The sequence below is a fragment of the Psychrobacter sp. genome, from assembly GCF_030454045.1.
In the GTDB taxonomy this organism is placed as follows: Bacteria; Pseudomonadota; Gammaproteobacteria; order Pseudomonadales; family Moraxellaceae; genus Psychrobacter.
The window spans coordinates 1-12,987 of the sequence record NZ_JAKDJE010000079.1; the positions used below are offsets into that span (position 1 = coordinate 1).

Consider the following 12,987-nt stretch of genomic DNA (forward strand, 5'->3'; position numbering starts at 1 on the left):
GTATCAGCAAGCATTTAATCTAAACGGCAGTTACACAGAATTCGGGATGGTCTCTTGTCTAGAGTTTAAGTTTCATTTGGTTAAACATAAAATATCTGCAATATTTTTATTAACGATGAAAATATTTAGTTGTTTGAGAGTAAATCATAGTTCTCTGAAAAGTCTGGATGTATTTTATCGACCGTCTCAAAAAACTCTTCTTTTGTTTTAGATAGTTTCATAATAGTAGTAACAGATGACACTAATTGCATTAGTTCTGGATGACCTTTGTCTGGAGTCAAAACCTGATGTAACCTAGTCCCTTTATTACCTAATTTTTTAGCTCTATTTTTTAGCTCTGGCAAAATTTCAGGCGCTAGTTTTTTGTATATAACTTTATTAGTCACATGTCCAAAAAATCCCGGACGCTTTACCTTCCCATTTTCAGGGGGATATGGCATGTCGTATAATCTAAACAATTCTTTATAATAGTCGTCAGGAAAAGTTTTAATCCAAGCTTGCAACTCATTATCTACGAACTTTTCGAATAGCTTAGCAAGTGCATCTTTTTTACGAGCTTCCTGATAGCCTGTAACTTCATCAACTAAACTAGTCATTCCTACTTGCGATAATGCTCTCACTAGCATTTCCGCTTTTTTAGCGGTGCCTATTTGAGACGGGTGTAGTTTCTCCTCTTCTCTAGCTTTTAAATAAAGATCAGCAACTAGTGGAAGAATATTCGCATCATAACCGCTTTGAATATTACCTTTTAAATCGACATACTCAATCTTCTTAATTACTTTCCTTAAGTCATCAGATACAAAGGGCTGAAGATTTTTGGCATCCATAAAAGTAGGAATATTGACTAACCTTGCATTCCCTCTTCCAGGTCTATCAAGCGCATCAAAAACAGCATTTTGTCTAATAACACGTACATCCCCTTCAAGTACTGCTACATCTAAACTGTTATCTCCGATCTTTATCTCACCTTCATAACCTGCTTTAGGTAAGCTAGCTCTATGTTTTCTTGCTTCCACTCCTTTCATAGCACGAGCCTTACGCTCTGATGTTGTCATTTTTGAAGCCGTTGCTTTACCACTGTTTTCGCGTCCCATACTTTTCAACTCCCTGTTGGATAAGATTTAATTATATCTACAAGTTGATTACTTGTAAAATTAAATTTTAAGTTAATAACTTGTATTATTATATTACAAGTAATTAATCGTCAAAGAACCAGCTCGTAGATCAGCTTGACGAAGGAAACCCAACAATTCAATATTAAGCTAAGTTGACATTAAATCCGTCGTAGGTTGGGTCGAGCTTGCTCCACCCAACCTACAAGTTAGATACTTTTCGGAGTTAATGTATAAAAACACCCCACCTAAACAAACTCCCGCTCAACATTCATCACTCTTGCATCCACCGTGCGTTCTATTTTTTCTTCGATCTGACTGCATTGCGACTCGACCTCACGTTTGGATAATCCAACGATCACAAACGTCCACTCGCTGGCGTCATGCCGATCGCGCGCGCCGCTCTCACATACCGCGACGCTTGGCGTATTGCCAAAACGTGCGTGCAGGCCGCCCATACGTTGGCGTTTTTCTTTTAATGAGCTACAGCCAGGTAAAGAAAAGGTCAAAATTAGAATGACGATATGCATTTTATTCTCCTTGTGACAGTGGTTTACGCTTTATAATAGTAGCAAATAAGCAAGGCAAGTTATGCTATCTTTACCTCTATCCATATCGATATCGCAGCCAATATGCATATTCCTCCAATGACTTCTATCAGCTACGTACAGCAGCAACGCATCACTCGACTCTGCGTGCGCTGCGGCTTACTCCTTATGCAGTATGGCGCTGAGTCTGCCGTGGTAGTGGACTTATCGAAGCGTTTGGGATTTGCATTGGGAATGAGTAGCGTCGAGTGTTCGCTAAATTTTAATGCGATCACTTTGACGACTATCTGTAATGAGCGCTGTATCACCACCACCCGAGACACCATCAACCAAAGCATCAATGTCAATTTATTGGTGCAAATCCAGCAAATCGTCAATAAGACCGAAGCCACTATCAATAATAATGATTTGATTGACCGCACAACCCTTGCGTTTGATGAGTTGGATAAAACCGTGTATCCGACATGGCTAGTCAGTATATTTGTCGGCGCTTCTTGTGCGGCGTTTGCTTATTTGAATGGCGGCAGTTGGTCGATTACGGCGGTGACATTTATCGCGGGTATGGTGGCGATGTTTACTCGTATCTATTTGTCCAAGCATCATTTTAACCCTTTTATCACCGTTATTGCTACGGCTTTTATCGCCTCTTTGATTGGGGCGACGACCTATTACTTTGATATTGGCAATAACGCCGATATCGCCGTGGCCTCTAGCGTGTTGCTGCTGATTCCAAGCTTTCCGCTGATCAACTCGTTGTCCGATATCTTAAAAGGCTATGTCAATATTGGCGTTGGGCGGGCGGTGTTTACTTATATGCTCACTTTGTCCGCCTGTGTGGGTATCGTGATGGCGCTGGTGTTACTACGCATACAGCACTGGGGGTTTTAGATGTGGTTTATTGAGACCGTTGTGCTGTCTTGCATCATTACCCTTGGCTGGACGCTAATGTTTAGCGTACCCAAACGCTATATTTTGCCGTGTCTGCTGATGACGGCGTTTGGCTTTGGGTTAAAAACGGCGCTGGTCTATCAGCATATACATCTGGTGGTGGCCAGCTTTTTTGGCGCGATGCTCGCCAGCTTTTTGGGCGTGTATTTTTCTAAAAAATATACCCTACCGCCCAAAGCGTTAATCTCCCCAAGTGTCATCTGTATGATGCCAGGTATCGCCGCTTATAAGGCGATGGTCAGTATGGTGCAGATAGGCTATTTTGGCTTTTCAGACGAGTTATTTAGCCAAATGATGGTGTATTTATTCGAAGCCTTGTTTGTGACCTCAGGATTGGTACTGGGCTTATCCATTCCTGGGCTGTTATTTTATAGACGGCGTGCCATAGTCTAGGCAGGTTTAAGTGGGTTTAAATGAGATTATCATGTGTTAGGCTATTTTGTTTAAATACTTTTATAAACTGATGCTAGCTGGCACACCCTTATGATAAAAAACTTGTAAGATGGATTATCCATACCCATTACAATAGAGTTCAAAACTGTACCGAAACTTAATGAAGAGACATAACAATGACAAAGCATTACGATTATATTTCCATTGGCGGCGGTAGCGGCGGTATTGCCTCCATTAACCGTGCAGCAAGCTATGGCAAAAAGTGCGCGATTATCGAAGCGGAGGAATTAGGCGGCACTTGCGTCAATTGGGGCTGCGTACCCAAAAAGGTGATGTGGTACGGCGCGCAAGTCGCCGAGGCGATTGAGAAGTACGCGCCAGACTACGGATTCGAGGTTGAGTTAAAGAATTTCGATTTTCAAAAACTCATTCAAAGCCGTCAGCAGTACATCGAGAATATCCATCGCTCTTATGACAATAACTTAGCCAAAAATGGCGTGGAAGTGATTAAAGGCTTTGCTAAATTCGTCGATACCAATACGGTTGAGGTCAATGGCGAGCAAATCACTGCTGACCATATTTTGATTGCGACGGGCGGTCATCCTATTTTCCCTGATATCCCAGGCGCAGAGCACGGTATCGATTCTGATGGCTTCTTTGAATTGACTCATTTGCCCAAACGCGTCGCTATCGCAGGCGCAGGCTATATTGCTGTTGAAATCGCAGGCGTGCTGAACAGCTTAGGCGCTGAGGTGCATCTATACGTGCGTCAGCATTCGCCGCTACGCTCGTTTGATCACACTATCGTTGAGACCTTGCTCATAGAGATGGAGCAAGACGGTATTCATTTGCACACCAACACTACGCTCACTGAGGTCAATAAAAACGAAGATGGCAGCTTAGAGCTATTTACCAAAGATGGTACGCTAGATACGGTTGATTGTCTGATTTGGGCGATTGGCCGCGCGCCGTCTACTGACAATATCAACCTGAAAGTGACCGGAGTCGAGACGACTGCCAATGGTAAAATTAAAGTTGATAAATTCCAGAATACCAATGTTGAGGGCATCTATTCAGTTGGTGACATTATCGAAAACAGCATTGATCTGACGCCAGTAGCTATCGCGGCAGGTCGCAGATTGTCAGAGCGCTTGTTCAATGATAAGACTGACGAGCATTTGGTTTATGATTTAGTACCAACGGTAATCTTTACTCATCCTGCTATTGGTACGATTGGCTTGTCAGAGATTGACGCGTTGGAGCTACATGGCAAAGACAACATCAAGTGCTACACCTCGACCTTTACCTCGATGTATAGCGCCGTGACTCAGCATCGCCAAAAGTGCGTGATGAAGCTGGTGTGCTTAGGTGAGGAGGAGAAAATCATTGGCCTACATGGCATCGGTTACGGTGTCGATGAGATGCTGCAAGGGTTTGCCGTAGCAGTGAAGATGGGCGCGACCAAAGCAGACTTTGATAATACCGTTGCTATTCATCCAACCGGTGCAGAAGAGTTTGTGACAATGCGTTAGTGGGCGTTAACGAGCGTTAATGGGCGCTAGATGAGCGTTATAGGCGTTAACAAGTGTTATTGCTGTCAGTAGAAGCTGATCAATAAAGAGTAAACATATAGAGTTAAATAACAAAAGGAGTGCCGCTTGGACACTCCTTTTTTTCATCGTTTTTATCTCATACCAACCACTATGGCCACTATGGCGTCAATACCCATTCGCCATTGACATCACTGACCTTAAAAGCGCCGCTATCAGTACGACTATTGCCACCGATGGTTTGCGTGACATCAGCGGTACACAGATAAGTGTTGTCACCCTCAGTCGTATCACAGCTGACATTGTCTACGCTCTCAAGCGTTGGCATCATACCTGCCATCATGCCGCTCACAGCTTTTGCCATCTCATCATCGCCCGCTTGCACCATTGCATCGTCCATGATGCTATTGGCCTGCTCGTATTGCGCGACGACCAATTGTTCCACCGTGTCGTCAGATGGCGCATTAGAGCAGGCGGCAAATAGTAGGGTTAACAATGCTATCGCAGCCAATTTCGTTAAATTATTTATCATATTTAAATAGACCAATAGCAGATATTATCGAAAAAGTTTTTTATCGAATTTAAATTCTTTACTTGCTAACTCTTCTCCAGTACTTTTATTAAGATACTTTACTCTTGCTAAGATAGGCTCAGCATATACCTTATATTCACCTTTAGTATAACTAAGCTCGTAATATACCTCACCTTTATAATCTATATTAGAATCATTTATGGCTTCCTCAATTTTTCTAGCTAAGGTTTCATCTGTGATATCTAAACCGCAGTCATACTTTCCATAAGATTTTGTTTCTATAGGCGCACCAAAAAAGTCACTCTTTCCATCAATGTCAAAATAATTATGAGAAATGTTAAAGTTACAAGAATCCATAGGAAATTGCTTACTTTCAAAATTATAGTTTTTTAAACTCGGAGCAGACACTTTAAAAGCAGTTAGATCTTTATCATTTTGTATCATGTCAAAACTGTTAACTTGGGTCTGAGGTATGATAGGCAATTTAACTTTATGTACCCCATTATACTTATCTAATTCAGCGTCGATTTCAGGTAAAATTCTTTTTGCTATGTCTTTCTTTTTGAAACCGTCGGTTTCCTCTCTATACTCAGGAGACATTGATAAAAGCTTAAATTCGTCCAGATTATCTCCAGGAGACTGTTCTATAGTTTTATTTACCATAAATGATTTTAACCACATTACATTGAAATCAACAGCACTCCCATAAGTATTTAAGTCTTTATAATCGCTTGAACTTATTCCATCAACTAAATACTCTTCATCGGAAAAATATTTATTAGTATTTGAAACAAGAACTACATCCTCAACAGGTTTATCTACTGATAACTCTTCAACTTGTTGCTCAGTGCTCTCACTTTCTAACACTTCTTCATTTTTGACTGACGTTTCGTTACAAGCTACGATACCTAACATTAGAGGTAAAATTGCAATTAACGCTAGTTTATTTACTTTCATAATATAGTCAGATGACCACAAAAATGTTATAAAGTAAATCAACTAAACGATTACTACTATAAACAACTATGACTTACTCCCTAGATTACCGCAAACAAGTTTTAAAAAGCTTAGATGAGGGCATGACCTTTGCCGAAGCTGCTGTTTTCTATGATATCAGTCCAACGACTATCCAGAAGTGGAAAAAGCGTCTTCATAGTAAAACCACCCGATATATTAAGCCCTACAAAATAGAGGATGAAGCCTTAGCTCAAGATGTCAAAGACCACCCTGACGATTATCACTATGAGCGAGCACAGCGTTTTAATTGTAGCCCAACAGGCATCAGCAAAGCCTTAAAGCGTATTGGTGTTAGCAAAAAAAAAGACACTTGAGCATCCCAAAGCTTGTCCACTAAAGAGGGCTCACTACCTAAAAAAACTTAACCACTACATTGCTCAAGGCTTTGCTATTGTCTATATGGACGAGAGTGGCTTTGAAAGTGAAACGATGCGTCCTTGTGGTTATGCACCCATTGGTAGCCCCTGCATTGGCAGTTACAACTGGCAAGCCAAGGAGCGAACCAACGTGATTGGTGCGCTATATGGCAAAATGCTGTTTGCACTCGATTGCTTAAAGACCAACATCAATAAAGAGGTTTTCTATCACTGGTGCAAGTTCACGCTGATACCAAAGCTTAAGAAAAAATGTGTGATCGTTATGGATAATGCGACCTTTCATAAGCGCGTTCAAAAGTTGCTTAACAGGCATGGTCACAGGCTTCTATTCTTACCACCTTATAGTCCTGACTTAAATCCCATCGAGAAAAAATGGGCTCAAGTGAAGTTTTTACGCCAAGGTTGGATGGAAAATGACTTATCTAAATTGTTTTATGATATTCATCCAAAACATAACTCTTTTGTAGTGCAGTGACTATAGAGTCCTGAATTTTTATAAAAAATATGCTATCAATTCTAAGCAAATATTAGTGATTGCAAGAATTAATTGGTTACCATAATTATACATAATTTTAACTAAACACCCAACTTAATTTTAGAATAAAAATGTATTTTATGATGGATAGCTTTTATGATTTAATAAAATCAGAGGAAAAAATTAACGGAAGGTGCATACTGACAGCACAATCCTGATGCTGCTATGATGCAGGTAATAATGACTGTTGAGAGATGACTGTGTGGCAGGTGTATTTATTTATATTACCGATTGGTATTGGCATCATGACGTTGGCAGCGAGTTTATTGTTGTTGTTTGCTTATCTGATGTCTGATGACCCTGCCACGCGCTTGGCCGCCTTTAATTGGTTTAAGCGCTTAATTATTGTGGCATTTATCTTACTCAGTATTGGTCTATTTATGACCTTTGGGCATTTTTGGGGGCCATCAAGATAGGGGCTATGCACTGACCCTTTTTTCTAACTCTAATAACTCTAAATCTTCACGTTTTGGCTCGCCATTATTACCATCGTTGGGAAACGGTATTTTATTACCATTTAACTGATAGCCACGGCGCTGATAGTAAGCCAAAAGCTCAGGGCGATGGCTCAAGATTGACATGGTTAAGCGTGCAGGCTGTTTATCAGTGCCATTTTCAGTTGATAACAGATGTCGTGTGGCAAAAGTCTCGGCAGCCTGTAGTACCATATTGCCAACGCCCTGCCCTTGCAGTTCAGGATGCACCGCAAACATACCGATATAGGCTTTTTTGTTTGAGTTGGCATCAGTTTTTATATCGACAGCGATACAACCAAGTATTTCACCTGTCTCTTTTGCATCACGCTCACCTGTCGTGGTTTTTGGATAGACAAACAGATAGTGTGTGGGATTATTAATCGTACTCGCCAGCTCCTCTGGCGTGATACGGATACCGCCGACTAAGTCAGCCTCATTGGTCCAGCCCGCTGTCTCTCGATAGCAGCAGTTTAATAACCGCTCAAGTGCACCAATATCACTCGCGTCAGCCTGACGTAAAAATACGGCATCTTTGCTCAAATTACTTTTATTCATATTATAGTGTTCCTTTTTTATTTATAAAAAAACTGGCCTAGTTTCCTAAGCCAGCTTAAATACTAATACTTATCTGTCTATAGTACTAGCGCGATAATGCATGCGCCTGATCAACCATATCAAACCCTGCATTAAGCTGTGCGCGCGTTGGTGCATGACCTCGACGTAATAGTTCAGAGAAAGCAACCAGCTCTTTATCGCGTCCAAGCGTACTTGCAGCACTCGCACGTGTATCCGCGCCTTCGTCATCAAAATAATATTCGATATAGTCGAGCGTATCTGGCGTACCAAATAGGATATTGTGATCGGGCGTTGGCGCATGACCGCTATAGCGTAGGCTTTTGCCATATTGCATGGTCCAAAAGAACGGGATACGCGCTTCTAGAGAATCGACCTTATCATCGTTCAATATCGCAGCGGCTGTGACCATACCGTGTTGTAATGCAACGCGCCAATGTTCGATACGCATACGACCCATTTGGTTGGTAGGTTTGGCAATATCACCGAGCGCATAGATACCATCGCGCAGCTGTAGATGAGCGTCAACTTGCACACCATCTGGATCATTGATCTCATGCAATATCTCTGTGCGCGGGGACACACCTGTACCTAAGACCACAATATCAGCATCAATATGCTCGCCATTCGCCAACGTCACACCGCCTACATTTGAGAAAGCCTGAATATTGCTATCTCCATCCTTGTCCACTTGACGCTCAATCTTAGTGATTTCATTGACGGTTGCATCAAACACAAAGTTAATGCCCTTCTCTTCATGTAGCTTAATTAAGGCGTTACTCACTGTTTCTGAGACGATATTGCCCATCACGCGACTGCCTTGTCCAATCACGGTAATAGAAGCAGTCGTACCTGCCTGTGCCAATGCCGAAGCGGTCTCCATACCGATAAAACCTGTACCGATAATCACCACGCGCTGGTCATGACTGGCCGCTTTGATCAATTTGGCATCTGCCATGCTACGCAAGGTATAGACGCCGTCTATATCTGCTCCTTTGATAGGCGGAGTGATCGGCGACGCCCCTGTTGCCACCACTAAGAAGTCCGCTGTCTGGCGCGTGCTAGTGCCGTTTTCATTTTCTATGACAATGGTCGCCTCATTGGGCAATACTTCGCTGACCGTTTGATTCAGGTGCAGATCAATATCGTTGCTACTCGCCCAATCTGCCCCGCCTAGTAGCAGCTTATCTTCATCCATGTTCCCTGCCAAAAATGCTTTCGATAATAATGGGCGGTTATAAGGAGCTTTGTCATCTTTGCTAATCATGGTGATTTTGCCGCCATAGCCACCTTGGCGCAACTGGTTGGCGGTCATAAACCCAGCACCGCCGCCACCTACGATAATGGTGTGAGTGTCCGTCAATTTGTCGTTTTCTATCGGCTTGTTTATCTTAGCTGAGGTATCAACCGTCACATTGTCACCTTCATTGATAACCTCATACTGCGTCAGACCCTCTGTCGCTATCGGTTCTAGAAGCGACCCATCGCGGCTATCAAAACTCGCATGATGCCAAGGACAAACCACTCGATGACCGCAGCGTAATCCATCACCCAAATCTGCACCAGCATGCGGGCATTTGCCATCGAATGCATGGAACTCATCATCACGAGTGATTAAAATGATACTATCGTCGTCTTGCTTGTACGATTTCATTCCGCCATTTGGAATATCCGATTTTGTTATCGTGACTGTGTTGATCATCGCCTTGGTCATAATGCTTCCTTAACAGTTATAATGAGTTCCTGATGACAGCATGCTGAAAATAGCCCTAACCATTCAGAGCGATTCAACCTACCTTATTATTTTTGATGTTTTATGCATTGATAGTAGCAAGCGCGCAGCATATACGATGTTTTTTTGTATGCTTGCTGCGTTGCAAAACGTAATTTCTTAGATTTTATCGCTTGGGTTTTATTACCCAGCCTTTACTCCAAAGTTCTTATCGATAACTCTACAACTGACCTCTCTCATTATTAGACACAATAAAAGACCATATTATGACTTCTCAAGCTACCTCTAGCGATATTGAAAACAGCTCTGCTACTCAGTCCATCTTAGGCAGCGATACAGATAGCGATACAAATAATCAGGCTGCCGACAGTTTCGATCTCACTCATATTGATATTACTGCTGCCACTGACCCTACAAATTTACCGCAGCCAAAGCCTCAACCGATACAGCGAGCCACTTATAAAGCGGATGCTACCGACTTTGTGGTCAACGAAATACTCCCGCTGGAGTTGACAGGTGATGGTGAGCATTTATGGCTCCATATCCAAAAATCAGGCATGAACACCGCGTATCTGGCAAAACTGTTGTCAGAGTGGGCAGACATACCGCTACGTGATGTCGGTTACTCAGGACTGAAGGATCGTCATGCGGTGACGACCCAGTGGTTTAGCCTGCGTATACCCAAAAAGCAGTTGCCGCCTACGGAGTTTGTGCCGATAGATATTGGCGAGCATGAATCTGTCGTTATTCTGGCGCAGCACTGGCATAATAAAAAGCTCAATCGCGGTACCCACCGTGCCAATCAATTTATCATTACCTTGCGTGATATTGAGTTTACGAATGATGATGAAAACACTGAATCAACTGAGCAATCGTTATCTACTCAGCAGACGGCTAAGCAACGCGTCGAGGAGCATTTAGCACGCATCGATGAAACAGGTGTACCCAATTACTTTGGCCCACAGCGTTTTGGCCGTCAGGGCAATAATGTCAGAGAAGCGTTGGCGCTATTTGCCCGTCCAACGCGCGAGCCAAAGCCGCAACCCAAAAAGAGCAAACGCAAAAGTGCGCCGCGCGAACAAAATACGATGGAACTGTCGGCAGCCCGTAGCTTGATATTCAATGAGATACTAGCCGCGCGAGTTCGTAATGGCAGCTGGGACGCAGGCCTAGCAGGTGAAGTGTTTAATTTGGATGGGTCAGGATCGATATTTACCAGTGAGGAGATAGACGATACGTTACGCGCTCGTATGAGTAGCGGCGATATTCATCCAACTGCTGTGCTTTGGGGTACGGGTAATGACAAAGTCAGTGGCAGTGCTGCCGCGTTGGAAAAGAATGTCGTAAAGCAAAACCCCTTACTGATGACGCTGGCGGCAGGGTTAGAGCAGCGTGATATCAAAGCACAAAGACGCCCGTTAAGACTGCCTATTGAGCAATTAAGCTGGGAGTGGTCGGATGAGCAGATATTGGTATTGAGCTTTACGTTGACCACTGGTAGCTTTGCCACTAGCGTGCTAGCAAGTTTGGTTCAGCAGATGGATTCATGATTGAGTTATTGATAGCGCAGAGGGGCAGCTAGCGGTTTTTGTAGAGTGAATGCACCCCGCCGTGTTTTTTGGCAAACATCTCATTTGCACTGACGACTTGATTGCGTCCACGGTGCTTGGCTTCATATAGGGCTTTGTCCGCTGTACTGATTAAGCGCTGACAGATGTCGCTTGGCAGTTTTTGCATAAAGGCCACTTGGCTCTCAGCGCGCTGAGTAGCAATCGGCTTGATAAGAGGTGATGCACTTGATTGAGACTGGGCTTTTTTTGCCAAAATAGATTTATAGTTTTTGGCAATGCAAGCTCTTTCTTGATGGGTCAAGGTATACAGACCAAAGCTCGCTGTCACGCTAAAATCAAACACATCACCGACATTGATGATATGCTCAGCAATACTAAGCCGTAATTGCTCCGCAATCACCATTGCACTATCGTGCGACGTATCTGGTAGCACAACCAGAAACTCCTCACCACCGTAACGGCTAATGATGGTTTCATCTGATAACGACTGCAATAGCGTCTGCGATATTTCGATCAACACTTGATCCCCCACATCGTGGCCATAGTTATCGTTGATGTGCTTAAACCAATCCAAATCAAAGAGCATCACGCTCAAATCCTGATTGTCTTGTACCGTTGACAACGCATACTTCATTTTTTTTAGACCGTAGCGACGGTTTTTTAATTGAGTAAGCTCATCTTGATTGGCATGTCGTAAGGTTTCTTGCCGACTATCATCCAAAACCAATAGCAAAGCACGAAATATATAAACGATAAAAATCGCTTTTGGGAGCGCTAAATACAAGTGGGTTGAGCGCCAAAAAAAGGCTGAGGAACGCTGTATCTCAGTGATACTATCCCAACTCAATACATTGTTTTCGAATGCTGACGCGGCGATGGCGTTTTCAGTCACCATAATCTCGTTATAGTTGAGATAATTATGAGTGTCTAATAGTGGATGGATCACCGTCAACTGACGCAGATTGGGCAAGTTAATTCCAAAATATGGCAAGGTAATAGCCAGTAACATGAGTATGATTTGTAGCCAAAACATGCGCCAAGCATAGCGGCGTTTGATGAGCATCATGCCAAGCATAGCGCCGCCAACCAAGGATACTCCAGCAAACAAGCTGCTATAACCTATCACCACGATGACGGTGGCAATATAGAACGTATAGGTCAGCACTAATGCGATCTGCCATTTGTCCAGCACACTTCTGCTGTTGCCAGAATGCGGCAAATATTTGACCATGCACAAGAAAAACAGACCCATTATGCTGATCCCCATCCATAGTGGGTACAGATAGTGCATATTGACATAGGCATGGAGCGCATCTTGTCGCCACCAAACAAACAGACACCACAGCCAATGCAAGGATATTTCCATGACAATAAATAACGCCATCAATGACGTTCTGTCAGCCGCTTGCCACTCAAAAATCATTTGAGAGAGTTTTTTGTATCCAAGATGAGAGACCGACACAGCCATAGATGGGCTACCGCAGAAAATATAAATGCACTGACTTTACAGGCATTGTGATAAAGTTAATCGAGTTAAAGGGCGTCATACCTTTTATAAACTTTTCTAAATATACCCCACTCTCAACTTGAAATAAGCAAATCAAACTGAAGAGGCGGGTTACC

Annotated in this window: 14 protein-coding genes; 7 read left to right on the forward strand and 7 right to left on the reverse strand. The window is 43.0% G+C overall.

Features of this window, described 5'->3' with window-relative positions; all coding sequences use genetic code 11:
• Window positions 1-125 precede the first annotated feature (125 nt).
• The gene (locus tag L0G63_RS11780) at window positions 126-1,094 is read right to left on the reverse strand and encodes a P63C domain-containing protein (protein ID WP_277077790.1); all 969 of its coding nucleotides are present in this window, start codon (window positions 1,092-1,094) and stop codon (window positions 126-128) included.
• Between the two features lie 266 nt (window positions 1,095-1,360).
• Window positions 1,361-1,642, reverse strand: a complete 282-nt coding sequence (locus L0G63_RS11785) for a DUF503 domain-containing protein (protein WP_301450834.1) — start codon at window positions 1,640-1,642, stop codon at window positions 1,361-1,363.
• 117 nt (window positions 1,643-1,759) lie between these two features.
• Here L0G63_RS11785 and L0G63_RS11790 point away from each other — a divergent pair, with 117 nt between their 5' ends.
• From L0G63_RS11790 to gorA, 3 genes are all read left to right on the forward strand, one after another.
• Window positions 1,760-2,548: a threonine/serine exporter ThrE family protein gene (locus L0G63_RS11790; RefSeq protein WP_025645975.1), complete on the forward strand. Its 789-nt coding sequence runs from the start codon at window positions 1,760-1,762 to the stop codon at window positions 2,546-2,548.
• Window positions 2,549-3,001 carry a threonine/serine exporter family protein gene (locus L0G63_RS11795; protein ID WP_068037441.1) on the forward strand — a complete coding sequence of 151 codons (453 nt, stop codon included), beginning with the start codon at window positions 2,549-2,551 and terminating at the stop codon, window positions 2,999-3,001.
• Window positions 3,002-3,177: 176 nt separating this feature from the next.
• On the forward strand, window positions 3,178-4,533 hold the full coding sequence (gene gorA / locus L0G63_RS11800; RefSeq protein ID WP_301450835.1) for a glutathione-disulfide reductase: 1,356 nt from the start codon (window positions 3,178-3,180) through the stop codon (window positions 4,531-4,533).
• A gap of 178 nt (window positions 4,534-4,711) precedes the next feature.
• Here the strand turns inward: gorA and L0G63_RS11805 are convergent, their stop codons facing one another.
• Together L0G63_RS11805 and L0G63_RS11810 are read right to left on the reverse strand one after the other, a co-directional pair.
• A complete protein-coding gene (locus L0G63_RS11805; RefSeq protein WP_301450836.1) occupies window positions 4,712-5,083 on the reverse strand; it encodes a hypothetical protein in 372 nt (123 codons plus the stop codon).
• Window positions 5,084-5,107: 24 nt separating this feature from the next.
• Window positions 5,108-6,040 (reverse strand): hypothetical protein, encoded by a 933-nt coding sequence (locus tag L0G63_RS11810; RefSeq protein WP_301450837.1) that lies wholly within the window; start codon window positions 6,038-6,040, stop codon window positions 5,108-5,110.
• Window positions 6,041-6,108: 68 nt separating this feature from the next.
• Here L0G63_RS11810 and L0G63_RS11815 point away from each other — a divergent pair, with 68 nt between their 5' ends.
• The 3 genes from L0G63_RS11815 (at window position 6,109) to L0G63_RS11825 (ending at window position 7,428) form a co-directional block, all read left to right on the forward strand.
• Window positions 6,109-6,414, forward strand: coding sequence for an IS630 transposase-related protein (locus L0G63_RS11815; RefSeq protein ID WP_071002123.1), 306 nt, complete (start codon window positions 6,109-6,111; stop codon window positions 6,412-6,414).
• Window positions 6,389-6,952 carry a transposase gene (locus tag L0G63_RS11820; protein ID WP_301450838.1) on the forward strand — a complete coding sequence of 188 codons (564 nt, stop codon included), beginning with the start codon at window positions 6,389-6,391 and terminating at the stop codon, window positions 6,950-6,952. Before L0G63_RS11815 ends, L0G63_RS11820 begins: the two co-directional genes overlap by 26 nt.
• A 254-nt stretch (window positions 6,953-7,206) precedes the next feature.
• Window positions 7,207-7,428, forward strand: a complete 222-nt coding sequence (locus L0G63_RS11825) for a hypothetical protein (protein WP_301450839.1) — start codon at window positions 7,207-7,209, stop codon at window positions 7,426-7,428.
• A gap of 3 nt (window positions 7,429-7,431) precedes the next feature.
• On the opposite strand, the gene L0G63_RS11830 is transcribed toward L0G63_RS11825, so the two are convergent.
• Together L0G63_RS11830 and L0G63_RS11835 are read right to left on the reverse strand one after the other, a co-directional pair.
• Window positions 7,432-8,043, reverse strand: coding sequence for a GNAT family N-acetyltransferase (locus L0G63_RS11830; RefSeq protein WP_075106867.1), 612 nt, complete (start codon window positions 8,041-8,043; stop codon window positions 7,432-7,434).
• Window positions 8,044-8,128: 85 nt separating this feature from the next.
• A complete protein-coding gene (locus L0G63_RS11835; protein ID WP_301450840.1) occupies window positions 8,129-9,775 on the reverse strand; it encodes an FAD-dependent oxidoreductase in 1,647 nt (548 codons plus the stop codon).
• Between the two features lie 284 nt (window positions 9,776-10,059).
• On the opposite strand from L0G63_RS11835, the gene truD reads away from it, so the two are divergent.
• On the forward strand, window positions 10,060-11,343 hold the full coding sequence (truD, locus tag L0G63_RS11840) for a tRNA pseudouridine(13) synthase TruD (protein WP_301450841.1): 1,284 nt from the start codon (window positions 10,060-10,062) through the stop codon (window positions 11,341-11,343).
• A 28-nt stretch (window positions 11,344-11,371) separates the two neighbouring features.
• Here the strand turns inward: truD and L0G63_RS11845 are convergent, their stop codons facing one another.
• Entirely contained in the window at window positions 11,372-12,832 is a 1,461-nt protein-coding gene (locus L0G63_RS11845) for a diguanylate cyclase (RefSeq protein WP_301450842.1), read from the reverse strand.
• Window positions 12,833-12,987 lie beyond the last annotated feature (155 nt).